The sequence below is a fragment of the Streptomyces sp. NBC_00433 genome (assembly GCA_036015235.1).
GTDB lineage: Bacteria > Actinomycetota > Actinomycetes > Streptomycetales > Streptomycetaceae > Actinacidiphila.
Genome location: CP107926.1, coordinates 7,481,009 through 7,506,837, shown reverse-complemented (window position 1 = coordinate 7,506,837; position 25,829 = coordinate 7,481,009). Strand labels below are relative to the sequence as shown.

General features: G+C 66.8%; 17 protein-coding genes and 2 pseudogenes. 9 read left to right on the top strand and 10 right to left on the bottom strand.

Features of this window, described 5'->3' with window-relative positions:
- Positions 1-436: 436 nt before the first annotated feature.
- The gene (locus OG900_32065; protein ID WUH94313.1) at positions 437-1,303 is read left to right on the top strand and encodes a hypothetical protein; all 867 of its coding nucleotides are present in this window, start codon (positions 437-439) and stop codon (positions 1,301-1,303) included.
- Positions 1,304-1,365: 62 nt separating this feature from the next.
- Here the strand turns inward: OG900_32065 and OG900_32060 are convergent, their stop codons facing one another.
- Positions 1,366-5,661, bottom strand: a complete 4,296-nt coding sequence (locus tag OG900_32060) for a WD40 repeat domain-containing protein (GenBank protein ID WUH94312.1) — start codon at positions 5,659-5,661, stop codon at positions 1,366-1,368.
- A 245-nt stretch (positions 5,662-5,906) separates the two neighbouring features.
- Here OG900_32060 and OG900_32055 point away from each other — a divergent pair, with 245 nt between their 5' ends.
- Positions 5,907-8,876: an AAA family ATPase gene (locus tag OG900_32055; GenBank protein ID WUH94311.1), complete on the top strand. Its 2,970-nt coding sequence runs from the start codon at positions 5,907-5,909 to the stop codon at positions 8,874-8,876.
- Positions 8,877-9,170: 294 nt separating this feature from the next.
- Here the strand turns inward: OG900_32055 and OG900_32050 are convergent, their stop codons facing one another.
- Together OG900_32050 and OG900_32045 are read right to left on the bottom strand one after the other, a co-directional pair.
- Positions 9,171-10,271: a hypothetical protein gene (locus tag OG900_32050; GenBank protein WUH94310.1), complete on the bottom strand. Its 1,101-nt coding sequence runs from the start codon at positions 10,269-10,271 to the stop codon at positions 9,171-9,173.
- Positions 10,268-10,579 (bottom strand): hypothetical protein, encoded by a 312-nt coding sequence (locus OG900_32045; GenBank protein WUH94309.1) that lies wholly within the window; start codon positions 10,577-10,579, stop codon positions 10,268-10,270. Before OG900_32045 ends, OG900_32050 begins: the two co-directional genes overlap by 4 nt.
- A 207-nt stretch (positions 10,580-10,786) precedes the next feature.
- Between OG900_32045 and OG900_32040 the strand changes: the two genes are divergently transcribed.
- Together OG900_32040 and OG900_32035 are read left to right on the top strand one after the other, a co-directional pair.
- Entirely contained in the window at positions 10,787-11,062 is a 276-nt protein-coding gene (locus OG900_32040; protein ID WUH94308.1) for a multiubiquitin domain-containing protein, read from the top strand.
- Positions 11,037-12,308 (top strand): ThiF family adenylyltransferase, encoded by a 1,272-nt coding sequence (locus OG900_32035; protein WUH94307.1) that lies wholly within the window; start codon positions 11,037-11,039, stop codon positions 12,306-12,308. The genes OG900_32040 and OG900_32035 overlap by 26 nt, the downstream gene beginning before the upstream one ends.
- A 598-nt stretch (positions 12,309-12,906) precedes the next feature.
- Here the strand turns inward: OG900_32035 and OG900_32030 are convergent.
- The 5 genes and pseudogenes from OG900_32030 to OG900_32010 all read right to left on the bottom strand — a co-directional run bounded on the left by OG900_32030 (position 12,907) and on the right by OG900_32010 (position 17,417).
- Positions 12,907-14,301 (bottom strand): IS30 family transposase, encoded by a 1,395-nt coding sequence (locus tag OG900_32030; protein WUH94306.1) that lies wholly within the window; start codon positions 14,299-14,301, stop codon positions 12,907-12,909.
- Between the two features lie 266 nt (positions 14,302-14,567).
- Positions 14,568-14,798: a hypothetical protein gene (locus OG900_32025; protein WUH94305.1), complete on the bottom strand. Its 231-nt coding sequence runs from the start codon at positions 14,796-14,798 to the stop codon at positions 14,568-14,570.
- A 102-nt stretch (positions 14,799-14,900) separates the two neighbouring features.
- A complete protein-coding gene (locus OG900_32020; GenBank protein WUH94304.1) occupies positions 14,901-15,332 on the bottom strand; it encodes a hypothetical protein in 432 nt (143 codons plus the stop codon).
- Between the two features lie 644 nt (positions 15,333-15,976).
- Positions 15,977-16,960, bottom strand: coding sequence for a hypothetical protein (locus OG900_32015; protein ID WUH94303.1), 984 nt, complete (start codon positions 16,958-16,960; stop codon positions 15,977-15,979).
- A 331-nt stretch (positions 16,961-17,291) separates the two neighbouring features.
- Positions 17,292-17,417, bottom strand: a pseudogene (locus tag OG900_32010) (type IV secretory system conjugative DNA transfer family protein).
- A gap of 45 nt (positions 17,418-17,462) precedes the next feature.
- On the opposite strand from OG900_32010, the gene OG900_32005 reads away from it, so the two are divergent.
- The 3 genes from OG900_32005 to OG900_31995 all read left to right on the top strand — a co-directional run bounded on the left by OG900_32005 (position 17,463) and on the right by OG900_31995 (position 20,173).
- Positions 17,463-17,786: a hypothetical protein gene (locus OG900_32005; GenBank protein WUH94302.1), complete on the top strand. Its 324-nt coding sequence runs from the start codon at positions 17,463-17,465 to the stop codon at positions 17,784-17,786.
- On the top strand, positions 17,786-18,589 hold the full coding sequence (locus OG900_32000) for a nucleotidyl transferase AbiEii/AbiGii toxin family protein (GenBank protein WUH94301.1): 804 nt from the start codon (positions 17,786-17,788) through the stop codon (positions 18,587-18,589). The genes OG900_32005 and OG900_32000 overlap by 1 nt, the downstream gene beginning before the upstream one ends.
- Positions 18,590-18,935: 346 nt before the next feature.
- Positions 18,936-20,173 (top strand): IS3 family transposase gene (locus tag OG900_31995; GenBank protein WUH94300.1). Its coding sequence is split into 2 segments (ribosomal slippage): positions 18,936-19,259 and positions 19,262-20,173, totalling 1,236 coding nucleotides; the frame shifts between segments, so codons are not numbered across the junction.
- A 429-nt stretch (positions 20,174-20,602) separates the two neighbouring features.
- Here the strand turns inward: OG900_31995 and OG900_31990 are convergent.
- A pseudogene (locus tag OG900_31990) lies at positions 20,603-20,773 on the bottom strand (ISL3 family transposase).
- 1,234 nt (positions 20,774-22,007) lie between these two features.
- Here OG900_31990 and OG900_31985 point away from each other — a divergent pair.
- A complete protein-coding gene (locus OG900_31985) occupies positions 22,008-23,246 on the top strand; it encodes an IS256 family transposase (protein ID WUH94299.1) in 1,239 nt (412 codons plus the stop codon).
- Positions 23,247-23,327: 81 nt separating this feature from the next.
- Here the strand turns inward: OG900_31985 and OG900_31980 are convergent, their stop codons facing one another.
- Positions 23,328-24,551 carry a CHAT domain-containing protein gene (locus OG900_31980; protein ID WUH94298.1) on the bottom strand — a complete coding sequence of 408 codons (1,224 nt, stop codon included), beginning with the start codon at positions 24,549-24,551 and terminating at the stop codon, positions 23,328-23,330.
- 169 nt (positions 24,552-24,720) lie between these two features.
- On the opposite strand from OG900_31980, the gene OG900_31975 reads away from it, so the two are divergent.
- Positions 24,721-25,818, top strand: a complete 1,098-nt coding sequence (locus tag OG900_31975; GenBank protein WUH94297.1) for a toll/interleukin-1 receptor domain-containing protein — start codon at positions 24,721-24,723, stop codon at positions 25,816-25,818.
- Positions 25,819-25,829 lie beyond the last annotated feature (11 nt).

Below are 25,829 nucleotides of genomic sequence, written 5' to 3'. Positions count from 1 at the left end.
CCAGGTCGGGCCTCTGACCTGGGGTTTCTTGTTTCGGATGACCATGGAATTCGGGCTAATCGGACACGTGTAGTCTACGCATCGTAATGCGTAGCTCTCCGGTTGGCCGACGGTAGCCATTTCTCGGCGTAGTTACTCTGACCTGCGGCTTTATGGCTATGCGCCTTCTAGTCATCGCTCCGAAGGCTGGGCCCGGTGGCCATCCGGTGGCCATCTGTGCAGGAAGCGTGCAACGGTGCTGCCGGAACTCAGGCTGCGTAAGGCTGAGGTGTTGTTGAGTTCCGACAAGGCACCTAGCGTGACTCTCTGAGTCCAAGGGGCGGCGCTGTGGCCGAACGACCGCAGGACACAGCGGATCAGGAGTTCGGGCCGGGGCTAGGCCACGATGACCGATACGCTGACAATTCGGTAGCGGACGGTCGTTCAGGGGGCAGTGATGTCAGTTCTCGGGGTGCACGGAATATCCAAGATCGCGTACTTCCGGCGGGCAGGTGAGGATCCCGCTGCGGCTGCGGACGCCATGGGCGTGGACTGGACGGCCTGGATCGACAGGGGCGTGGCGAAGTACACGCCCACACGACAGCCGCCCGGTGCGGTGTCGATCGGCTACTACGCCGACTGTCTCGCGGGGGACGTCGCGATGGGCCCCGAAGACCCGGAGCACCTCGGCTCGCTGGGACAGGAACTCTTCGTCACATGGGTCGAGGAGATCAGCCGGGAGCGATTCGGTGCGGAGCAGTTTTCGCAGAACGCCGCGCACAAATGGGCTGTGGGCAAGCCCGCCGCATTCGTTGTCAATCATTATGGAGAGCAGCTCTGCGGAATTCTTTCGCGCCTTTCCGGCGATCTTGCGAGCTATTTCGGACCGGACCACGGAGAGCGGAGGGAAAATGCACGGCGGCGGGTCGCCGAGGCGATCCGCCGCCACCGGCCGCGGACGTTGCTGGCGCACTCCCTGGGCAGCGTGGTGGTGTACGAGGCGCTCTGCGCGGACTCGGATCTGGGGAAGGGGATCGAGCTGCTGGTGACGCTGGGCAGCCCACTGGGTGTGCCGCGGGTGGTCTTCGAGCGTCTCGACCCGAAGCCGGGCGCGAGAGGTATCCGACCGCCGGGCGTCGGCACATGGGTCAACCTCGCGGAGATCGGTGACCCCGTGGCACTGCCCGCCGGACGCCTGACGGAGAGGTTCGATGGGCTGGACGAGGACATCCAGGTGTCGCTCAACGTCGCCAACCCGCACTCCGTGAAGAACTACCTGGGGTGCCGCAAGTTCGCCGAGGTCCTCCAGACGTATCTGCCCTGAACCGCCTCGCCGTTACCGAAGCGCCTTCGCCTGCGAAGCGGCCGCCTATGGAGCCGGTCGGGTCAGTCCTCGTCGTCGTCGTCGTACAGACCGCCGACGTAGAAAGCGGCCACATCCATGCCGAATCCCACCAGAAGCCGTTCCCCAGGGAGCCACGAGCCGCTCTGAACGATCTCGGGGAAGACGAGTCGGACTACTTGGCGGCCGGTGGTGAGATCCCACAATCGCGCCGTACGGTCCCAACTGGTCGTCAGAGCGGTGGGGACAGAGTCGAGGACGGTGCAGACGACCGACGTGACGGTGTCGGTGTGGCCGGTCAGGCAGCCGGACTCCTCACCCGTCAGCAGGTCCCACAACCGGACGGTCCCGTCGGCGCCGGCGGTCACAGCGTTGGGGACGCCGCCGATGATGATGCAGGCGACCGACGTGATGGCCGCGGTGTGGCCGGTGAGGCGGCCGGACTCCTTACCGGTCAGCAGGTCCCAGAGCCGGACGGTGCGGTCGTAGCCGGTGGTGACGGCGGTGGGTACCCCGCGGAGGACGGTGCAGGTGACCGATGTGATGGCCGCGGTGTGGCCGGACAGGCTGCCCACCAGCTCCATCGCGTCCAGATTCCATATCTGCGCCGTGCCCTCCTGATGGGTGGTGACGGCGTACGACACACCGTCGACCGTCGTACAGGCGACAGCTGTGACGACCCCGGCTCGGCTCGGCGGTGGGAAGACCAGTGAGGGGCCGTCGAGGCGGTGCACGAGCACCGAGCCGTTCTGTGTGCCGACCACCAGAAGGCGGCCGTCCGGCGAGCAGCCGACGGAGGTGGGGCCGGAGGCGACGGTGATCGCCGGAAGGTCCTCGACCGGGCTGCCGTCGCCCAACTCCCAGAACCTGACGGTCCGGTCGCTGGCTGCGCTGATGCCCACCCGGCGGTCGCCGAACGCGAAGCACCCCAACTGGCGCACCGGGCCGCTGTGACCGGGTGGCGGGGCGGCCACGTCCGCCGGCGTCGTGAGATCCCAGCCCCGCACAGTGCCGTCCGAGCCGGCCGTGACGAACATCGTGGGATCCTCCGCTTGGTCACAGCCCATGGCAGTGACCGCACCGGCGTGACCCCGTAGGACGGCGCCGCTCGCGGGGAAGCCTCGCACCGGCCACCGCCGGATCTGTCCGGTGGCGTCCGCGCTGAACACGGTCAGCTTGCCCGCGAGCCTAAGGGCGATGAGGGCAGTGACCGTATCGGCATGCCCCCGGCGCGGACCCCCTACGGGCCGCCTGCTCGCCAGATCCCACATGCGTACGGTCCGGTCCGCCGATCCGGTGATCAGCCGCGGCTTGCCCGTCACCGCGCAGACCGCCAGGGCCGTCACCGTGTCGGTATGGCCCACGAGAGGCTCACCCGTGGGGCGGTGGTCCGCCGGATCCCATATCCGCACGGTCCGGTCGGCCGATCCGCTGATCAACCTGGACTTCCTGCCGATGGTGCCGACGGCCAGGGCGGTCACCGTGTCGGTGTGGCCGGTGAGAGGCTCACCCAGCGGCTGACGGGTCCGCAGATCCCAGACCCGGACGGTGGTGTCGGCGGACCCCGTGACGAGCCGGAGTTCCCTGTCGATCACACAGGTGGTCAGGGCGGTCACCATGTCCGTGTGGCCCACGAACGGCTCGCCCAGCGGCTGGAGGGTCCGCAGATCCCACATCCGGACCGTCTGGTCGGCCGAGCCGGTCAGCAGGACCGGCTGATCCAGCAGCGTGCACGCCGCCATGGCGGTGATCTCGGCGGTGTGGCCGACCATGGGTTCACCGAGCGGGCGTCCGTCGTGCAGGTCCGCCAGCCGGATGGTGCCGTCCGCTCCGGCGGAGACCGTGACGCGCCGGTCCCCGAGGTCGGCGACGATCACCGTGTTGACGGCTTCCTTGTGTTCCGTGAAGAGGTAGACCTGCCGGGCGTCGAGATTCGAGCCGCTGGACCACAGAGGTGCCGCGGCCGCCTTCGGGGCGCCGCGAGCGGGCGTGTCGATCAGGTCCCGGGACAACACGGCCTGTCCCCAGCGCATCGCCTCCAGCCCGAGTAACTGCCGTCGGTCGCCGAAGGACAGATCCCGCAGCCGGGCCGGCGCCATCCGGAGCAGCAGTGCCTCGGGTCCGCTGGGCCGGGTCTCCTGGCGTGCCAGCAGCGGGTTGAGGAGGTCGACGTCGACATGGATGAGGAACCCGGGGTCGGCCAGGAGTTCCGGCAGCCTTCCCTCGTCGTCGGCGTGCTGGGCGGCATGCCGGCGAACGTACGGGCCCGCCTCGGACCACTGCGGACGCGCAAGGACGGTCGTGTGCGCCGAGCGGAGTATGGCGTCGAGCAGGCTCCCGGGCCGCGTCTCCCGGTCCCCATCACCCGGGCGGCCCTTGAGGTGCTCGTCGAGTCCCTGGTTGTAGAGCCGGTAAAGGACCGTGCCGTCGGTGTCGGCGGAAACGCGCAGGTAGAAACCCTCGCCGTCGAGCATCTCGCGGACTTCGCCGGGTTCCGGCGGCGGCCCGGCCGGACCCCACAGCCCGGCGACGGTCCGTACGACCTCCGCCGGCATGCCCGCCCCGTAGGTGTGGGCGAGCGCCGCCAGCAGCGGACGCCGCCAGGGCCGTACGGCGGCCCGCGAGCCCAGATCCATCTCCAGCACGCCCGACAGATCGCGCGGCACCTGGGCGCCGCGCTCCCGGGCGGTCGCCTGTTCGAAGGCGGGCCATGCCAGGGACAGCACATGATGGGTGTAGAGCCCGGCGATCAGGAACTCGCCGCCGCGCCGGTCGGGCGCCCTGTCGGTCAGGGACGAGGCCACGCCGGCGGCGAAGTCCGGTCGGGCGGTGGTGAACCGGCCGCCGGCGTAAGCATTGTCCATGCGCACGAGCGTCGCCACGTAGTCCGACACGTCCTTGCGCAGGGTGTCGGCGGCTATCGATTCCAGATCGACGTACTGGTCCAACTCACGGGCCAGCGGCCGGAGATACTCGGCGTACTCCTCGTCGCGGATGCCGATCAGGCAGTAGGCCAGGGGTCTGCCGTCCGGGCGGGGCGCCGCCAGCGGCCGGATGAGCTCATCGATGAACGCCACCGGGTCGTCGCCCTCGTCCACGGCGTCCATGACGATCACCGGCGGGTCCGGCCGCATAGCGATGGCGTCACGCAGGCTCCGCGCCATGGAAGCCTCGCTCTGGTCCTCCTCCAGCTGACCGTCGAGCCTCAACTGCCGGGCCAGCGACCGCAGTACGGCCATCAGGCCGCGCCTTCGGACATGCGCGACGGCGAACCGGCCGCGGGGGTGCCGCGAAGGTGCCCGGGCCCCGAACGCCGACAGCCAGATCTGGTCGTCACCGTTCCCGAAGTCCTCGTGGGTGGCGCAGACGAGAATACCGAGGAGCGCGGACTTGCCCGAGCCGCGTCGCCCGGTGACGAGGTAGAGCCAGCCGACCTGCGCGTCGGCGTCGAGTGTGGCGTCCAGCCAGCCGACGAGCTCCCCGAGTTCACGCGCTCTCCCGGTGAAGCCGACACCGCGTTTGTGCGGCCAGGCCGACAGGCGTCCGGTGGACGCCCGTTGCCAGTGGCCGATGTCCAGGATCTCGTCCAGCTGGACGGCGGCGACCGGTGCCCGTGGATTGCGGAAGAACGGCAGCGGCGGGTAACTGCCGTCGTACGGAGTGGCGGTGACCCGCTGCGGCAGCGCGCCCGGTCCGTTTCCGAACACGTCGACCAGCGCACGCGTGGAGGCGACCAGTACGTCGAAGGGAACGTACGGAGACCGCGTGTCCAGGTCGAGCGACGGAGGCTCCGCGCTGAGGCCGCCGAGGATCTCGGCCAGTGCTCCGGTCAGCCGGGCGTTGTACGCGGCATCCTGCTCGTGGGTGGCCGCGATGACCCACGCGCGGTGCTCGGCGACCGCGTTGCCGATCCAGTCCGGCCAGGCCGCCTGGCCCGCGTTGCACAGGTCGAGCAGGAACAGGGTGTACGGCGGTTCGTCGGTGTACGTGTCGACGAGGGAGAGCCAGCGCAGGACATTGGTCTCCTCGGTGTACCTGCCGTCGCAACCCACCGCATGCAGCTGCTCGTCGGGCTGCGGACGCGCACTGTGCGTGAGGACGTGCACAATCCGCGCCTGCGGGCCGGGGGCCTTGAGGAAGTCCCGTACAGCGGTGCCGAGTTCCGCGGCGCTCAACCCGTCATGGACCTCAAGGTCGTAGCCGGCTGACTCAAGGGCGGAACGCAGTGCCGACGTCTCGTCATGGAAAGGCAATCCGCGAAAACCGGCGCCGAACTCGTAGACGGCCAGGCTTATCGCCTTTCCCAGGTATTCCCGGGGTTCCTGGGGGCCGTCCGGCATCCGAACATCCTCGGCGATCGTCCGATGTCCACGCTGTTCGGGCCAGGCTACTGGAATGCCCTGCGAAGCGAGGCCGACGCGAGAGACCTGGGTCTACGCTGGGGTCGTCAGCAGGACGGAGCGGAGGTCTGCCGTTGAACTCGCCGGTCAGGCGCGTGGCTTTGTGCATCGCTGTGGGCGGCCACGACGTGCCGTCCGATCCTGACTCCGGCGCATGGCGTTCACGCAAGGGGCCGCCGCTGCCTTTGGCCGCAGCGCGGGTACGGGAACTCGCCGAGGCCCTGGAGTCGGTCGGCTACTCGTGCACCACCTCCTTCGAGACCCCGTCCGGGGAAGTCGGCCGCCGCGTCGAGGACTTCCTCGTGCGTCGGCATCCCGACGACGTCTGCGTGGTGCACCTCGTCGGGCACGGGACCTCCGAGCCGCGCTCCGAGTCGGCCTCCGGGCCGGCGGACCCCGACGGCCGCGGCGGCGAGGGCTGGCTGCGCCGGATCCAGCGCCGACCGGATGCCCCGGCCACGCTGTTCTTCCTCGACGCGTGCCAGGCCGGTGATCGGCTGCCGGACAGGCCACGGATACCGGACACCTCGCCGAGGACATGGCTGATCGCGACCGACGGACGGGACCACCCGCAGATCGACGGAGCCCTCAGCAGGGCCGCCGCCGCGGTCCTGCGTCGCCTGCGCGCCGGTGACCTGGGCATCGACCCAAGCATGGCCAGCGTGCCGCTGCCGACGGTCGCCCGCGAGATCCGGCGGCAGATCGCCGGCGCGGGATCGTCGCCAGCGAGTATCTGGACATCGGCCCATGACCCGTCCTTCGAACTCGACGACCCGCCCTTCTTTCCCAATCCCGCCTACGCCGGCGGCCAGTCGCGCGGGCGGCTGCGCCCGACCCTCGATCCCGCGGTGCTGCCGTTCCTGGAGGGGGCCGACGAAGGGTTCGACCCCTCGCACTTCATGGAACGCGCCTCCGGAAGCTCAGCGGTCGCCGAGTACGGACACGGTGTGGTCGGCCAGTTCGCCGGGCGGGACAGGGAACTGCGAGCCCTGACGGCATGGCTCGACCACGGCGACGCGGACGAGAGCCTCGCCGTGGTCACGGGCTCACCGGGCGCTGGCAAATCAGCCTTGCTCGGACTCCTGGTCTGCGCCGCTCATCCCCGGCTGCGCGAGGCGAGCCGGGAACTGTGGTCGCGCGCCGCGAACGCGCCGCGCGAGGCCGTCCGGGGCTTCGCGGCAGTGCACGCGCGTCAGCGGGACCTGTCCGAGATCTGCGGGTCCATCGCCCACCAACTCGACCTGCCCGCACGGTCCCCGGCGGAACTGGTCGACGCACTGAGGCATCTCGTTGGACCACCGGTCATCGTGATCGACGCGCTGGACGAAATGGTCCAGGGCGTCGACGTCATGGAAGAGCTCCTGCTCCCCCTGGCACAGCAGCGTCGCCCGGGCGGCGGGCCCGCGGCGCGCGTGCTCGTGGCCACTCGGAACTACGCCGAGTTCCGCCCCTTACTGGACGAGGCGCTGCGCCGCGGGCTGCTCATCGACCTGGACGCCGTACCGCCGAGCGTCCTGGCAGCGGACCTGCGCAGTTATGTGACCGGAATCCTGCGCACCGTACGGGAGTACCGGTCACGGGGGTCGGTCGTCGCGGCGTTTGCCGATGAGCTCGCCGCCGCACTGACCGGCCCCGGCTCGCGCGGATGGGGCGGCTTTCTCGTCGCCGGTCTCTGCACCCGCTACTTCATCGTCTCCCACGCCGGCATGCCGGTGATGGACTGGGAGGAAGCCGCCGAAGCCGCCCGGCAGGCTCCCCGCGATCCGATCGGGGTGCTCGAACTCGACCTGCGCTCCCAGCCGGGGCGGTTCTGGCTCCGTCCTGTTCTCACCGCGCTCGGATCCGCCCGGGGCCTGGGCATGCCGGCATCGGTCCTGACCCGGATCGCCCATCTGTTCATCGAGAACGGCGACGCCGGGCCGGTCGCCTCGGAGCAGGAGATCCGGGACACCCTGACGGCGGGGCGCTTCTACCTGCGTACGGTCACCGACTCCGACGGCACGACGCTGTACCGGCTCTTCCACCAGTCGATCGGCGACCATCTGCTGGGCGGCTTCACCCGCTCCACCGGCCATCACACCTGGCGCCGCGATCTGCTGGACCCGTTGCTGGCGCCGTTGGGCCCCCGCGAGGCCCGGGACTGGTCGCTGGCCGAGCCCTACCTGCTCCGGCACGGCGCCGCCCTGGCCGTCGCCGCCGAGCGGGCCCAAGAGGTGCTGGACGATCCCGAGTTCCTGCTCCGGGCCGATCCCCCGGCGGTCCACGATGTACTGCGGGACGGCCACCTCACGGCGCCCTTCCCGGCTCCCCTGCTCGCTTCACTGCTGGACCGCCGGCCTGCCTTGGAACACCGGCGATTCGCCGCGAGTCTCACCGCGGTCCGGACCGGCCTCAGCGAGCTCGCACACCGGCTTGCCACGCCGCGTCACGAGCCCAGCCTGCCCTGGCAGCCGTGGTGGACGGCGCGGGGCCCGGTGTCTCCCGGCCGGATCATCGCTCTGCCGGCCGGAAATCGGAGCGCGCTGCTCGTCCTGTCCGACGACGGCGACCGCCACGCGGTCCTCAACGGCTCAACAGGAGAGCGCGAGGAGCGGCTGTCCCCCCACCCGGGCGTATTCGTGGCGGCGCGCAGATACGACCTGGCAGGTCGTACGGTGGCGCTCCTGGAAGACTCCAACGGAACCCGCTCCATCTGGGACCCCCAGGCGCCGCGACTGATCGACGCGGGGCACTGGTTCGCGGAGGCTTTCCCCCGGTTCGCACCGGACGGGGTCATCTCCGCGGAGGGCACACTGCACGGCCGCCTAGTGGTGGCGTTGGGTACCCCGGAGGGAACCTTGATCATCGAAGACGTCATCAACCGGCACCTCGTTGCGGACGAGAGAAGGGCGCACAACGGACGGGTGACCGCCGTGAGCACCCGGCAGAGCGCAAACGATCTCATGGTCTTCACAGGGGGAACCGACGGGACGGTACGACTGTGGTACCCGGGACGCGGCGACAGCAAGGAGATCCTGCTGCTGGATCGACCGATCCGCGTCTTGGACGTCTCCGCCGAGGGCGAGCTGTTCGTCGGCATCGACGACGAGATCCTGGCTTTCCGCGGCGACCTCGCCTTTGCCGATCACCTCATCCGCTCTGGTAGAAGCCGGTGAGCCGTGGGGGCGCTCTCCTAGCTAAGTCAGGCTCACGGAACTGGCGCTGCCGCTGGGATGAAGGAGAGTTTTTAGGGGTCCTCCAGTCGGCAGCAACGCCGGCGCGACTACGCCCCTGTGGGGTGCTGACAATGCCCTTGCGTCGACGCATGGCCACCTCCGGTGGCCAGCCGGTGGCCGGATGCCTTCGGACGACGTAACACAGGGCAGCACAGGCCAACCAATCGTGAGCGCTCTGATCGCTTCCTTGACGAGCAGAGGGTCCTCGAATAATGGCAGGGCCCCACTAGTTAGCTACTCCCACGCCTCGAGAGCGCCGCTTACCGAAGGAGCGTTCTTCGCCAGTGTTGTCCTCCAGTCAAGGCGACGGCGGTGCTGAAGGTGGCCGACGATGACGATGCGTGCCACTCCAAGTTCAGCGGCCGTCTGATTGACCCAATGTGCGCCGATGCGGGCTGGGACGTCCGGCATTCCGTGTGGAAACACCCATTGCGTGGCCTCACTGTCTGCGTCCTTCTCCCACCCCGTTTCGTTGCTTTGAACGTCATCGAGTCCTTCGACGATGAGGTGCTCGGAGTCGACGTGGTCAAGCAGGATGTGCGCGATCTCGTGCAACACGGTGAATAGGACCTTGTCGAGCCTTTTGCCGCGACCTGACAAGCCAATGACCGGATACCCATCGACCAGCATCGCGCACCCGTCGATCTTGGCGCCCGGAAGCGATTCGACATATACTAGGCGCACACCAACCGCCCTCAACTGGTTGGGTAGATCCTCGAAGTCGGCGGCAGACTTGAGTGTCCGTGAAAGGGCACCCGCAAGCTTCCTCAGGCGTTTCGCGGAGTATCTATCCTGCGGCGGAAACTTGCGGGCTTCCCTCCTGATGCACGCAACCCATGTTCGCTGTAGTGAGCTGATGTCGCCGCTACGGTTTGTGCGCCTCGCCGCCGCTGCGAATCTGGGCTCGTCATCCAGGGAATCCAGTTCGAACAGTTCCTTCACCTCGGCCTCGAGGGCATCCAAGGTCGTGCCGGTGAGGAAGCCGCGCTTCATCAACAGCTGGATCGGGCCCTTGTCGTTTAGGCGGGCACGTCGACGCACCTCATCCAGCTTGACCTGGGTGTTCTTGTTCTTGGACTGCTCGGCGAGCAGGTACTGGTCCTGAAGGTTAAGCCAGTACTCGGCTGTATGGCCAAGGGCGGCGCCGATCTGCGCCGCCGATTCCCTGGTGATCTCCTTCTTTCCGGTGATGATCTCGGAGACGAACTGAGTCGGGCGATCCAGAACCGCAGCGAAATCCGCCTGAGACCAGTCTCTGGCCTCAAGTTCCCTCCCGAGGAGTTCGCCAACCGGCACCTGGGCAATTGGCAGCGGGTCGTGTGGAGGGTTGCTCATCGCAAGGTTTCCATCTCTGGAGTCAATAGCTCGAAAGTCACGGCGCTGTGGCTCTCTGTGCTCTTGAACGTCAGGTTGATAACGCGGCCGGAACTCAACGTTGCTCGCGCCTTGCTCAGGTCGTGGCGGTCACCGGGCTGGATGCGCAGCATGCGCGAGTTCCGCAGGTCGGTGTCGAGCCGCGCTGCCCGCGTGCACTGAACGAGGACGCGAAAGTCCGAGACCTCCTGCGCGCTCCAGCCGTCCGGCCGGAATCCGGGGTCCGTGGCGAGGCGATGCAACTCCTCATCCATGTACTCCCGGTCCACGTGTCCACTCTCCATCACCTATTGGCTGACGACGTGCCGGCCTGCCCCGTGCGGATGTTACAGGCCCCACCGAAGCCCACGGTCGTTGACAGCGGCTAGATGCTACTCACATGAAGGCCTTCACCCATGGGGTGATCACGTCTATGTTACACTCGCGTCATGCCCACCGACCAGCGGAGGGCATGACGAAAGGGGACTGTCATGGCTGTGGCATCCGCTCATGGGCAGGACGACAACAAGAAGGACAGGGAGTTCGAGGTGATCATCAACGGCACGCGGGTCACCCTCGACCACGACACCGTGACCTACGACAGACTCGGGCAGCTCGCGTACCCCGGTCACGACCCGCAAGCAATGTTCACCGTCACCTATAGCAACGCCATCACACCCCACGGTGGGGATGGCACGCTGCTCGTCGGCGAGTCCGTGGAGGTCAAGAAGAAGGGCACGCGCTTCAATGTCCGGCTCACAACTCGTTCGTAAGAGCGCCGACCTGACTCGCCTGGTCCAGGACGGGTACGCCGTCCGGGTCGTCAACGGGTTCCTCGTCATCGACGACATCCCGTTCGTGGACGACGCTGCTCAGGTTCAGTGGGGATCCTTCCTCTGCCCACTGGATCTATGCGGCGACACCACGACGACCCCCAGCACCCACGTGATGTGTTTCGTTGGCGGGATGCCCCACGATAAGAATGGCAATGCCATTGACGGGCTCGTAAACGACGACGTTCAGAAGTGGTCCGCCAGTCCGGACCTCACCGCCAACTGCGGGTTTTCCCAGAAGCCTAGCGGCAGCTATCCGGATTACTACGAGAAGGTCACCTACTACGCCGCGATGGTCATCGGGCCCGCCCAGGCTATCGACCCCGAGGCGACCCCACTGACCTTCAATCCTATCGAGACCGACGAAGCCGACGGTGTATTCCTCTACCTCGACACCTTCTCCAGCAGGGCTGGTATCACCGAGGTCAATGCACACCTCGCCCTGAAGAAGGTGGTGATCGTCGGTCTCGGGGGTACCGGCGCGTACCTGCTCGACCTACTTGCCAAAACCCCGATACACACGCTTCATCTTTACGACGGTGATGTTTTCCACACGCACAACGCCTTCCGGGCACCCGGTGTCGCGAGCCTTGCGGACCTGCAGAAGAGCCTGAAGAAGGTCGAATACTTCAAGCGGATGTATTCGCGGATGCGTCGTGGCATCGAGGCTCACCCAGTGAACATCACCTCGAAAAACGTTGGCGAACTACTCGACGCTGACTTCGTGTTTCTCGCGATGGACACTGGTCAGGACAAGAAGGTCATCATCGAGGCACTGACCGTCAACGGCGTCCCGTTCATCGATACCGGAGTCGGGGTCAGCAAGGACGCCGACGGCATCGACGGACAGGTGCGTATCACGGCATCTCTTCCGGGTCGCACCGAGCACATCGAGCGAGATGGGCTGGTCTCGTACTTCTCCGGAGAGGACGCCGAGTACGACACCAATCTGCAGGTCGCCGAGTTGAACTCCTTCACTGCGAACTTGGCCATCTTCCGGTACAAGAAGTACCTCGGGTTCTATGCCGACACCGAGAGTGAATTGCACACCGTCTACGCGGTCGACTCGAATGGGCTCTACAGCCGCTACGGCGCCTCTACCACCCAGGACGAACGCGTCGAACCTGGTGCCGAGCCGACCCTGACTAGTGCTGACGCTGGGGACAAGTCGGAGGCCGCCGCGTGAAAGCTCGAGCCCTGACACCGGTGTTCACCGAGTACATCCCGGCCGAACCCGAGCCGGGTAACCTGTACATCTCGATGCCGTTCGAAACTGCGGTCCATCTGTGCGCGTGCGGATGCGGGTCGAGGGTCGTCACACCGTTCGGACCACACGACTGGGCCCTGACCTTCGACGGCACTGTGTCCCTGCGACCGTCCGTCGGAAACGGACAGCAGCAGTGTCGATCGCACTACTACGTCCGGAACGACCGCATCGTGTGGCTGCCGCAAGTCTCGGCAGCGGCCACACGAGCCGCTAGCTCCCGCGATCGCGCCGCGCAAGTCGAGGCGGTACTACAGCCACTGACGGGGCAGGCGCACTGGTGGCGGCGGATTTGGAAGCGCATGCGACGCCCCTCCCGCACGATCGATTGAACGCACCGGAGGAAGGCCGCGGACTTCACGCCGGTCATCTCGGACGCCATCCACATCATGAGCTGCGATTGCTGTCAGCGCTTCGGCGGAGTTGTAGGGCTTCCGGGCCGCGGCGATTTCCCAGTCCTACGGTCATTGGGAACGAGACAAGCACAGGCTTCCAAGATCACAGAGTTCTCTAACTGGACTCAACCGGTCGTTGCAACACCGGCTTGTTGGAGCAAGAGTAGCTGCTCGTTGAATGCCTCGGCCGGGGTCCTCCAACCAAGTGTCTTGCGGGGTCTGGTGTTCAGCGCGTGAGCAACGGCTTCGATTTCTTCGGCGGACCAGCGCGAGAGGTCGGTGCCCTTCGGGAAATACTGGCGCAGGAGTCCGTTGGTGTTCTCGTTCGTTCCTCGCTGCCATGGGCTGTGCGGATCGGCGAAGAACACGGGGATACCGGTCTCGACCCTGAACTGCGTGTGCGCCGACATTTCCTTGCCGCGGTCCCATGTCAGCGACCGCGTCAGTTGCTCGGGGAGCATCGACATCGTGTTGGCGAGTGCCTTCTTCATGGAGATCGCTCCGTAGCCGGCAAGTGCGGGGCCGTTCTTCGTTCGAGGGATCGTGCCGTATCCCTCTTCGCGGGGCAGATGAACCAGCATGGTGAACCGGGTCGACCGCTCGACAACGGTGCCGATCGCGGAACGCTCCAGCCCGATGATCAAATCCCCCTCCCAGTGGCCGGGGACAGCGCGGTCCTCGGCCTCGGCGGGCCTCTCGCTGATCAACGCTTCGGGCGTGACGTGCGCCCAGGTCTTCCGCCGTGAACGCGCCCGAGGCGCACGCAGAGCGCGACCGGTCCGAAGACACAGGATGAGCTCGCGTTTCAGCGCCCCGCGGCCCTGAATGTAGAGGGCCTGGTAGATCGCCTCGTGACTGATGCGCATGGATTCATCATCCGGGAAATCAAGCTTGATCCGGTTCGCGATCTGCTCTGGACTCCATGCCTGAACCCACTCACGATCCTTGCGATGCGGCTTGTTCCGGCCCGTCCACGAGCCCGTCACCGGTCCCGCGATCGGCAGGCCGCCAGATGTGGTGATCTGGCCGGACAGCCTCTCCTGGACGTAGGCGCGCAACCTCGGATTGGCGACCAACTTCGCCGTCTTGGGACGCCGGGCAGCCAAATCTGCTTTCCACTGCGCCACCGACGCCCGGTAGTCGAGCTTCCCACTTCTTGTCGCGGCGTTGCGTCGCAGCTCACGGGAGATCGTGCCCGGATTACGACCCACGTCTCGAGCGATCTCGCGCACTCCCTTGCCCTGTGCCCTGAGCAACGCGATCTCCTCTCGCTCGGAAAACGACAGGTACCTGCCCGAGGGCGGCTTCGAATCGAACGGTCGCATGCCGCCACACTGGCGGTACCAGCGCGTCGCGACCGCCGGCGCCACACCGATGACGGCGGCGGCCTCCTCAGGCAGAAGGCCCTTGGCGATCTCCGTCCAGAACGCCGCCTCGACATGACGCTGATACTTCGGATGCCCCGGAGACTTCAGCTTCGGACGCAGCGCCCGGTCCGCTGCCTGCTGACGACGCACCATCCAACACCTCCCTGTTCACGAGGTGTTGCGACGACCAGTTGAATCCGCCCTATGTCCCGTGATCCCAGTGGAAGACCATGCCCGCCGTCGCATCGTCTGCGGCCGGACTGCGCACGACGCCCGCCCGTTCTTCTCTGCGGGTGGCCTCAGCCGGCGGGTTGGGGTTCGCTTCGGCAGCTGGGAACGTGATCTCGACCATCGGACCGCTCTCCGGCCTGAGTACCGTTTGGCTCAACGGAGTACGCGGCCACGATGGCGCGGACGATCTACAGGCCGAGCCCGTGATGAGCGTTGTCGGATACTAGCTGCAGCCGCTGGAACGGCTCGAAGAGACGCTGCGCCCTGTCGGGCGGGGCCACGAATCCGGTGTTCGCAATGACCAGCACCGCTTGGCCGGTGTCGAGGTGCGTACGCAGCATGCGCCCGGCGAACATCCAACCAAGGGCAAGCGAGATCGGTGCCATGACAGCGAGGGCGATACCCGGCATCAGCAACATGTCCGCGCGAAAGCTGAGGTATCCGGTGAGGGTTCCGATAACAGTCCCACTCGGGTGGCCTCGGCGCCGGCTGGCGAGAGATCCCAGGCCACCAGCGGTGGGTCATTCGTTGTCGGCGGCGGCGCGGGTCTTGGCGGCGTCGGCGGCCAGAGCGGGGTTTTCGCGGAGGATGCGGCGGACGTATGAGCCGGTGGCGCCGAGTTCGCGGGCGATGGCGTTGGGTTCCATGCCGTCGGCGGCGGCGCGACAGATGATGCCGGGGGTGGCGAGCTTGATGGCTTCGGCGGCGCGGCGGATCGTGCCGGCCTCCGCAAGGGGGATGCTCTCGGCGATGTGGGAGGCGAGTAGGGCGCGGTGCGAGTCGGTAGTGGCCTCGTCATAGTCCTGGGCAAGGGCGATGAGCGTGGACGATGCGACGGATCCCTGAGCGGCGGCCTGACTGCGTTCAAGGTGGTCGATGAGGTCCATCGCGGCCTCGCGGAGTTGTTGACCGGTGAAGGTGCGGAGGCGGCGGTACTTGTCGTTGGTGCTCATGTCGGGCTGCTCCTGGTCGCAGTCGAGGGTCCGGACGCGGGGTGCACCAGGGCCGGGGCTGGGCAGGTGAAAGGGCGCCCTGTTTTGCGGGGAGCGCAAACAGCGCCGGTGCGGGGATGCGGGCACAGATCCACTCGCCTCGCCACCTGCCTGCGGTGGCCTCGCTGTCGGTGCTGGGCGGCGTGATCGTGCTGCTCGGCCTTGATGTACCGGGTGTTATCTTCCATTCCTCAAGGTCGGTGAAGTCGCCGTTCAGGATACCGACGGGCTTGGTGTAGTGGTGGTGCGGTGCCGTCCTGGCGAATGTGGTCGGAGGGCACGTAGCCTTGCGGTACTGAGTACCGTACGGGAGCGGTACTCAGTACCGCAAGTGGTTCTCGAAATGGACTTCCTGCGCCTCAGGCCGCGTTGGGTGCGGAATCCATTGAGTGATGCCCGCGATGAGGCCTTGAGCGTGCCTCAGCGGGTTGTCAATCCTGCGTCGGCGAGGCGTCGCATCAGTGAGGGCTTGCCGTGGTGCCGCTCGTGCAGGTTGTTGAGGCGCTGGGCGAATTCCCCGGGGGTGGCCGCCCGGTCGTGGATGTCGCGGAGATCCTTCAGAAGGGCGACGGCGGCGTCGTAGGGGGCGGGCTGCTTTTTTCCGATCAGGTTGGCGATGTCCTGCCAGGCTTGCTCGGTGTTCTCGGCCAGGTGGTCCAGGTGGCCCTCGCGGGCCAGTTGTTGGGCATGGTGGGCCTCGGCGCGGGCCTGTTGCTGCTGCCGGATGTGCTCGCTGCGTACTTCGTGGGCGACGTCGAGGAGCTCTGCGGCTGAGCGGCGTGGGGCAGCGGTGGACTGTTCGGCTGTGCCGCGGGACGCGGCGCGGTGGCGGGCCAGGAGTGCGGGGCCTGGCTGCGGGGTGGTGCCCAGGGCGGCGTCCAGCAGCAGGGCTTCTTTCTCTGGTTGCGGAAGGGCGCGGATCCAGGCAGCGAGTGCGTCCTCGTCGATTGCCTGGGAAGGGTGGTACCGCTGGTGAGGGCGGCCGCGGTGAGCAGGTGCGGGTCGATGCGCAGGAAGTCCGCCAAAGCATGCTGCGGGCCCGTGAGTTGGCCAAGGCCCGCGGGTACGGGAGGCTCGATGGTGGAGGTGTATTCGTCCTCGTCGACGTCCTCCTCCAGCTCCCAGCGGGTGAGCGCGGAGAGCCAGGCCAGATAGAGGGGGCGCAGGTCGCCTGCGGCGAGTTCGGTGCGCAGGGGGATGAAGGAGGCGAGGGTGAAGGAGGTCTCGACGTCCCATTCGCCGCCGTCTTCGGCCGCGTAGGAGAAGTCGAGCAGCAATTGCCCCTTCCTGGTCCAGCAGGTCAAGGCGTCTTCCGCGCAGTACGGTTCGGCGCTGCGGGCGGGCAGCAACGTGGTGGGCAGGCGCAGCATCAGGCGCCGGGAGCCCCAGTTGGCGAAGTACAGATGGGCGTCGTACACCTGCTCCATGAGTTTGCGCTCATCGCCGCGGAAGTTGCCGTAGTGGTACTCGTTGACGAAGCGCGTCGCGCTGATTGTGGCCCGGCTCGACAGCGCCCGCGCTCCGTCGAGCTCGACCTCCGTCAACGGTCGGTCGATGGCCTGGAACTCGTAGTACTGGTACTCGCTCACGTCCACGCAGACTACCGACAGGCGTTGCGGCTCGCATCACGAGACCTGGACATGAGCCCTCGTTCGGGGCCCATCTACGGTTACGGTCCCGGCGGTGTCGCCGGGTTCGCAGGATCGAGCCGAGAACGACGGACCCCGCAGGGGGTGGAGGGCAGGGTTGTGGTGACGGCGCCGAGGGAACGGCTGGCTGGGCTGCTCGGCGGGGCGAACGGCGGGGGCTTTCCAGTGCCCGGCTGGAGGCGCCGGTGGCCGGCCTGGACCTTGAGGTGGCGGGGTCGGGCGGGTGAGCTTTCCCTTGCGGGCGCCCCAGGTGAAGCCGCTGCCCAGGTACCAGGTAGGAGTGCAGGTCTGGGAGTTTGGAGATCCGGCAGACGTTGGCGGCCTCGTCCAACACGCACAGTGCGGGCGGTGCGAGGCGTCCGCCGGAGCGTTCGGCGACGATCACGGCGGCGCGCATGGTGAGTGCTTCGCGGGCGATCGTCGGATGGGGCATGCTGGTGTCATGAGCAGGTATGCGGAGGCGCGATTGTATGTGGTGCCTGAGTCGCTGGAGGAGCTGGCCGGGCCTACGGAGGGTCTTGTCCGGCTGCCCCGGTATCTCGACTGGGGGCCCGCATACGAGTACGAACTCGCGGACGCGGCGGATCTTGCCGTGATGTACGAGAGGATCCTGCGTGAAGCGCGCTCGCGAGAGGACCTTGAGGCGTATCTCGATGACGGTACCTTGCGTCGCCTCTGGGGGCAGCTTGTGCTGCCGGCCCCGGTGAGGGCGCTGTGGGAGTGCCGGTTCCCGGAGCTTGCGGCTCGGCGGGCGGCTGCCGCGTAGTGGACGACCTGCACCTGCGGCTGATTCGTCTCGGTCTCGAAGCGCTCAGCGAGGATTTCGGCTTCGCTCTGGCTGGGGGGTACGCCGTTCAGGCGCACCACATCGTCCAGCGACTGAGCGATGATGTGGACCTGTTCGCGCCGATTGAACGGCGGGGCGAAATGCCGGCCGCCACGGAACGGATCGTGAGTGTCCTCCGTGAGCACGGGTATCGGGTGGAGATCGTCCAGCAGGCTGACACGTATGTGCGGCTGATGGTCACGGATCCGGTGAGCGGGCACGACACCAAGATCGAGTTGGTTGCGGAGTTCCTTCAGCAGTCACCGGTGGCCTCCGAGTGGGGGCCGGTACTCCATCGGGATGACGTAGCGGCAGGAAAAATGGAGGCGCTGTTCTCTCGCGCTGAAGCCCGTGACTTTATCGATGTCGACGCTCTTGTCCAGGCCGGGTATACGCGGGAGCGGTTGATCGAGCTCGCGGCCGAGCGGGACTCGGGCTTCGACAAAACTGTCCTGGCCCAGATGTTCGCTGGCGCCGGGCGATTCAGTGACCGGCAGTTCCTGGTCTACGGGGTCGACCAAGCCAGGGTCGACGGCATTCGCGCACAGTTCGATGACTGGCGGCAGGAGTTGCAGAGCCCACGTGCGGACAGTGCTCGTGCGGAGGCTGCACGTGCTTCTTCGCCTGCTACGGAAGGGGCGCGCGCAGCCCGAGACGGTGTTCCGCCGCCCGATTCTGCGTCTGGAAAGCAGGAGAGGGTCGGCCGGGAGCATCCGGACAGCGATCACAACCGTAGGCGTTGAGCGCTCTGGGAGGGCAGCGGCCTTCTACCGGATGTGCTCCCTTGTACTTGGAGGGGTTCGACAAGAGGCCAAGCGCGCCGTACTGGTGGCCCGAAACCCTCCCGGTGGCCAGCCGGTGGCCGGACGCCTTCGGACGACGTAACACGGGGCAGCACAAGCCAACAACTCGCACGTGCTCTGATCAGGCAGAACAGCATCAGCCAGCACGACCCGGCATCACGCAGCACGATCGCTCACGGTCTCGTAATGCGTAGGTCTGATTCCGTTGGCGAAGGGGGCCTCCCCCTGAGTGGTGGACACGCTGATACTGGATCTGCTTGATCCGGAGGAAGCGAGAAGACCGCCGATGGCGATGAAGGACTACTCGGACGAGTTCAAGGCCGATGCCGTGGCCCTGTACGAGTCCACACCCGGGGCGATCTACAAGAACATCGCCGCTGACCTGGGCGTCAACCGGGCGACCCTGCGGGAGTGGGTGCTGCGGGACCGCGAACGCCGTGGCATCACCGCCGCGGCTGCGAAGCCGGGCGCCCAGCCCCGGGAGGCCGTGCCGTCCGCTGATCCGCACGAGCGGGTCCGACAGCTGGAGGCCCGGGTGGCCGAACTCGAGGCAAGTGAGCGCAAGCTCGCCACCGAGCGGGACATCCTCCGCAAGGCGGCCAAGTATTTCGCCGGAGAGACGAACTGGTGATCAGCCGCTTCCAGTTCGTTGACGACCACCGGGACACCTACGAGGTGAAGCGGCTCTGCCAGGTCCTGGACGTGAACCGGTCCAGCTACTACAAGTGGCTCGCCGGCGCCGAGGCCCGGGCCACCCGGCAGCGGCAGGACCGGATCCTGGCCGAGGAGATCCGTCAGATCCACGGCGAGTCCGGCGGCGCCTACGGCTCCCCGCGAATCACGGCCGAGCTCCGCGAGAAAGGGCAGCGGGTCAACGAAAAGAGGATCGCCCGGATCATGCGGACGTTCTCCATCACCGGCATCCGCCTGCGCAGACGCGTGCGCACCACCGTCCCGGACCCGGCAGCCTCACCGGTCCCAGACCTGTTCCAGCGGGACTTCACCGCCACCGAGCCGGGTCGCAAATACATGGGCGACATCACGTATCTCCCGCTCGCAGGCGGGGAGTTCCTCTATCTCGCGACCGTGCTGGACTGCTTCAGCCGCAAGGTCATGGGCTGGTCCATCGCCGACCACATGCGCACCAGTCTGGTCACCGACCCACTGCGGATGGCAGCCTCGACCCGCGGCCGCCTGGACGGCGCAGTGTTCCACTGCGACCACGGAGCGCAATACGGATCCCGGGCCTACACCGACCTCTGCGACCAGCTCGGGGTCACCCGCTCGATGGGCGCGATCGGCACCAGCGCCGACAACGCGGCCTGCGAAAGCTTCCACGCCTCCCTCAAACGCGAGACCCTCCAGGGCGCCACCGACTACGGCGACTCCGACACCTGCCGTCGGACTGTCTTCGCCTGGCTGACCCGCTACAACACCCGCCGCCGGCACTCCGCCAACGGCTACCTCAGCCCCAACGAATACGAACACCGACACCACACCGCTAAACTCACACTCGCCGCGTGATCAATAACCGCGTGCCCACCTTCATGGGGGAAGGCCCGAGGTCGTGTTACGTGGTGCCAGGCAGTGCCACCTGGTGCCGTTCTGCCTGATCAGAGCACCGACGCCTGGTTGGCCTGTGCTGCCTCGGGTTACGTCGTCCAAAGGCGTCCGGCCACCGACCGGCCACCGGTGGCGGCTCGGGTCACCAGTACAGACCCACTGGTCCCTTGTCGAGATGCCACACAGTAGATGGGCGAGCCGCGCGCTGTTCCTCCCTACTGACCCTGGTGGCTATGGCAGGAGCAGATGCCGACAGACGCGCAAGGAGCCGTGCCGAACCCCGGGTGGAATCTGGGTGTCAGGCGCCTGCGTGTAGGTGGGCAGCCCACAGAGTCGAGGGGTCTGTCCAGCGACTGGCTCTGTTCCGTAGTCGGTGGTGACGTTGTGTGCCTATGGGCTGAGCAGGATGCGGTGGCGGAGGAGTTCGAATCCTGCTCGGCCCTGCATCTGCCGCATGATCCTCTTTGTTCGAGTGTTGACGCCTTCGGTGCGGCCATTGCTCCAGGGGAGGGTCAGGCCGGCATTGACAGCGGCGCGGTCGAGTTCGAGGCCGTTGCAGAAGCTTTGCAGGTGGGGCAGGTTGACGCTGCGGACAGCAGTGATACGTCAACGACGTCCGTGACCTACCGTCACCACCGACTACGGAACAGAGCCAGTCACCGTACGGACCCGCTCTCGGAGCGCCTCGGTTTCCTCCAGGCGGCAGCTGTGGAAGTGTCCGGGCTTCACCCGATGGGCCCGCAAGGGATGGAGTGGGTGACCGACAAATGGCTCGCCCCTTCCGTCGAGACATACAACAGCGGTGCGCTGCTGCGGGTGCGCATGGAGGAAATGTACGAGATGGCCCACCAGATCACCGGCAACTCGGGCCTGGAGGTCGTGCTCCCCACGGAGGGCGAGTTCCTGATCGGAGACCCGCCCGCGGTCACCCTCGGGCGCGCCGGCACGCGGCTGTCCTTGGGCATGGCTTTGGGAGATGCCCGCACCGTCGTCTTGCCGATCAGCCCCCTCCAGATGATCGCCGTGGGCCCGGTGGACCGCGAGATCCACGTCCCGCGCCAGACCGTCGACTTGATGAACCTGGTGCAGATCCTCGTCGCCGAACGCCACCTCTTCTTCTGTTCCCACAGCCAACTGGGCCGCTTCGCGTCGAGCGTGGGCCAGCACATGGACGCGGACGATGTTCCCGCAGCCGCATCCTGCTGAAGCCCCCTCGCCGCTCAAGTTGCGAGCCTGGCGAGATCGCTCCGCAGATACTCGTGGAGCTGTGCGATGCTCCGTCTGATCCCAATCATCCCGCTCGCGACGCGCTTCCGGCATGGGTACGGGCGTGTATCGGGGCTCGTCGCGGCAGGTTCAGATGCGATAGGACCCTGTTGGTACTTGTCCGGCCGATCCTTACAGAGTCAGAACCAGCAGGCCCTTCCCCCGCATCGGAGCGTCGGGGCCGACGGCCAGGGGACTGACGGCAAGGGTCTGGGCAAGCCGGAGGCATGTCGAACGCGGCCCACTTCCACTCGTCCTCTTACGCGGCGCGTCGAAGCCGGTGAGCAGCATCGACTTAACGACAAGGAACGCGATCGGGCTGTCGGGGCGGATCCGCACTGCCTGAAAGACACTTCGACACTACCCGACGTGCGGTAACTCCTCGCAGCGCCGGGTTGCGTCCTTGGAAGTGGTGTAGCGGGTTGGACCTGATCCGGGGGTTTGTCCCGGCGTCCGGGTTGGTGCCCGCATAGAGAGACGGCCACCGGCTGATCTTCGAAGTGTCTAAGCCTCGAAGGAGATCAGCACGATGACCGCACATGACAGTCTGCCCCTGCACGCCCTGACCGAGGAGAACTTGGCCTCGGCGAGTCCTGACCTGCTGCGCGCGATGATCAAGACGTTCGCCGACGCGCTGATGTCGGCGGAGGCCGACGCGCTCTGCAACGCCGAGTACGGGCAGGCCAGCGACGAGCGCGTCAACCACCGCAACGGTTATCGCCCGCGGGAGTGGGACACCCGCGCCGGCACCGTCGAACTCGCGATCCCCAAGCTGCGGCAAGGCAGCTACTTCCCGCACTGGCTGCTGGAACGGCGCCGCAGGGCCGAACAAGCCCTCATCTCCGTGGTCGCCACCGCCTACCTCCTCGGCGTCTCAACCCGCCGTGTCGAGAAACTCGCCCAGTCCCTCGGCGTCACCCAGCTGTCGAAATCCCAGGTCAGCGCCATGTCCAAGCACCTGGACGAGCAAGTCACCGCGTTCCGCAACCGGCCCCTGGACGCAGGCCCGTACGCCTTCGTCTGGGTCGACGCCCTCACCCAGAAGGTCCGCGAGCAGGGCCGGACCGTCAACGTCCACGCCCTCGTCGCGGTCGGAGTCAACGCCGACGGGCACCGCGAGATCCTCGGCATCGACGTCGCCACCGCAGAAGACGGCGCCGGCTGGCTGGCGTTCCTGCGCTCGCTGACCGCCCGCGGCCTGAGCGGAGTCCAGCTCGTCGTCTCCGACGCCCACACCGGCCTGGTCAATGCGATCGGGGCGGTCCTGCCCGGCGCGTCCTGGCAGCGCTGCCGCACCCACTACGCCCGCAACCTGCTCTCCCAAGTGCCGAAATCCGCCCAGCCCTGGGTGGCCACCCTGCTGCGGACGGTCTTCGAACAACCCGACACCGATGCGGTGAAAGCCCAGATGACGCACGTGCTGAACGCCTTGGAGGCGAAGTTCCCCAAGGCCGCCGCACACCTGGACACCGCCCAGCATGACCTGCTGGCCTTCACCGCCTTCCCCCGCGAGATCTGGCGGCATATCTGGTCGAACAACCCGCAGGAGCGCCTGAACAAGGAGATCCGCCGCCGCACCGACGTCGTCGGGATCTTCCCCGACCGCACCGCACTCATCCGCCTGGTCGGCGCAGTCCTGGCCGAGCAGAACGACGAATGGACCGAAGCCCGCCGCTACATGGGGCTCGACCTGCTCGCCAAAGCCCGCCTCCACTCGATCGGGTCAGAAACCGACGAGACCGCCCTGCCCACCGAACTCACCGCATAGCCTCAAAACAAGATCGCCGAGTGGCCGTCGATACACCACTCCAGCGGACGTGACCCAGCGCCGAACCTCTCCGAAGCACTCTCACGGGCCGGTGTGGGTATAGGCCAGCCAGTCCACAAGCGGCAGATCCCGTCGAACCCGAACCTCGGTGACCGCCTGGTACAGGGCCGAAGCCGCGCGGTCAGCATCGAAGCCGACTGCGGCGAGTGAGGTGTAGAAGGCCTTTGCGACGTCGGCGGCGATGTCGTCACGGACCATCCAGAGCGTGCCGATGACATGTCGGTAGCCGGCGTGTTGGAGCGCCGCAGACAGGGTGACTGCCTCGTCGGGCAGGTGAGTCCCCCCGGTCGCCGACAGGCAGGAGGACAGATAGGCGAGGTCGCCTGTGAAATTCCTGGCGCTGATGTCGCCGATGCGCAGCCGACCGCCGTTCAGGACCAGCGCGGCCGAGGTCGGGTCCTCCAGGTCCTGGTGGCTGTGGCAGCTGAAGTGCACCCAGCTCTTCCCGGCCATCGCGTCGAGCACGCTCCCAGGTGTGGCCGTGTCCTCGGAAATGACCCTGCACCGGTCAGCGAGGAGGTCGCGCAGCATTTTCACCTCCCTTTCCACCTCTGGCAACGCGGCAGAGCCCACTCTCTCTGAAGCCGAGACCACGAGCAGTTCCGGATCGGCGCCAGAGCGGGAGGGGGAGGCGAGCGTTGAGCGGCTTAAGGCCTGGAGCGTGGGTGTGTAGGAGGAGACGGCCCGCTCGACAACCGTCCTGCCCGATCCGTCGTGATAGCCGGCGCCGTGCAGGGGAAGCAGCGTCAGGACTCCGGTCGGGGACCACCACAGACGAGGCAAGTCGGCCTTTCCCGGCTCGAAGCCGAGCGCGTTCATTACAGGACAGGCGACGGTGTCCCAGAGCCACTCCATAGTTGTCCGGACCGTCTCCTCCTTCTCCCGCCTCCGCGCCGACAATTCCGCTTTGGCTTCGCGGAAGCCCTTCGGCAGAGGACCGCGACCGCGATCATCAAGGACGTTCAGATAGTCACTCACGCGACTGCGAACCGTGGCCGCATCCAGATCCGGCAGCGACACCGGTTGGATCCCGTGCTCGGTGACAATCAGAGCGTCGCACCGCCACCGGCTGACGTTGACGATGACAATGGGGACGCACCCGGCATCCGGAAGCAGCGACGCGAGCTGCGGCCGCTTCATGAAGTCCGCAAACCCAGGCTTGGACCGGACCAGCTCCACGAGCTCGTCCCATTCCCGGGCCAGAGCCCGGCGCCGATCGATCCAGTTTTCTCCGTCGTTGGTCATACTCCCCCGCCTCCGGTTCCGACAAAGCTATGCTGGCTCAAAAGCTGCTCCAGATTCGTACGTTCCCATATGTTCTGTGCCATTGATCTGAGGTGTCGTGGGTTCCCTTGGCGATGACGTCGCGTTACCACCCTTGGGGGACATCCCGCTCCTCCTGACGGAACATGCGGTGCGAAGAACCGAACAGGCCCCGTCGGGAGCCGAGATCGGGTCGATCACTCTGCGCGCGTGGCAGATCGACGCGGTCGAACCCGTTCCGGAGAGCCACAGCGGGCTCTCCGCCTATCTCGTCCGAATCGTCTACGATCTGGACATCGAGCCTGACGCCCCGGGTCCGGACTGGTTCGAGATCGGCTTCACTTTCGCCGACGACGTCACGACCGTCCACGACGCGATACCACAGCACATCGACCGTCTCGACGAGGCGCGGATCTATGCGCTCGACAGCCGGTTGCTGTTTACCCCACAGGAGCGCGGCGCCACCGGCTTGGTATCGGACATCCAGTTGCCCGCTGTGCGACCGGAGATCCAGGTCTTCGGACTGAACGGCTCGACTCTGCGCTGGCGGCACCTCGGCACCGCGGGGAGTACCGTACGAGCAGGATCGCGGACGGGCTGGATGCTACTGCTCGTTCCCCCTGACCGCCGCAAGGTCCCGGTGCTCGCGACGGCAAGGTTTTCACTTCCCTCCGAGGAGCGGGACGGGCTGCACGAGGCCTCCTGGCCGGATGTGTTCACGATCACCCTCCCCGACCGGCAGACGGCCGCCCCGCGGACAGTCGTCCACCGGGTGGCGGTCGGATGCCCGAGAGCGTTCGTCTCCTACGCCTGGGACGACGACGCTCATCAGGCCATGGTGCTGGCACTGTGCGAACTACTGGAGGCCCAGGGGATCGACGTCACGGTAGACCAGAAGCAGTCGCCCGTGCGGCGCGACTGGAACGAGTGGATGACGACTGGGGTCATGCGGAGTGACTACGTGCTTGTCATCGCCTCCTCCGTCTACCGGGCGGCTGGCCTGTACGAGTTGGACGAGCGGACCCACACAGGAGTGCAGTGCGAGTACAGGCTGCTAATGGAAGGCATGCACGACAACCGGATCCGCTGGACACGCAAGATCCTTCCCATCGTGCTGCAGGGCCGGACTGTGGCGGAGATCCCGGTGGGCCTGCAGCCCCATGACGCCGACCACTTTCTCGTACCAAGTCTTACTGAGGACGGGATCAAGGGCTTGGTGCGAACGATCCGTGCTGGCCACGGCGAATGAGCGCAGGGGAG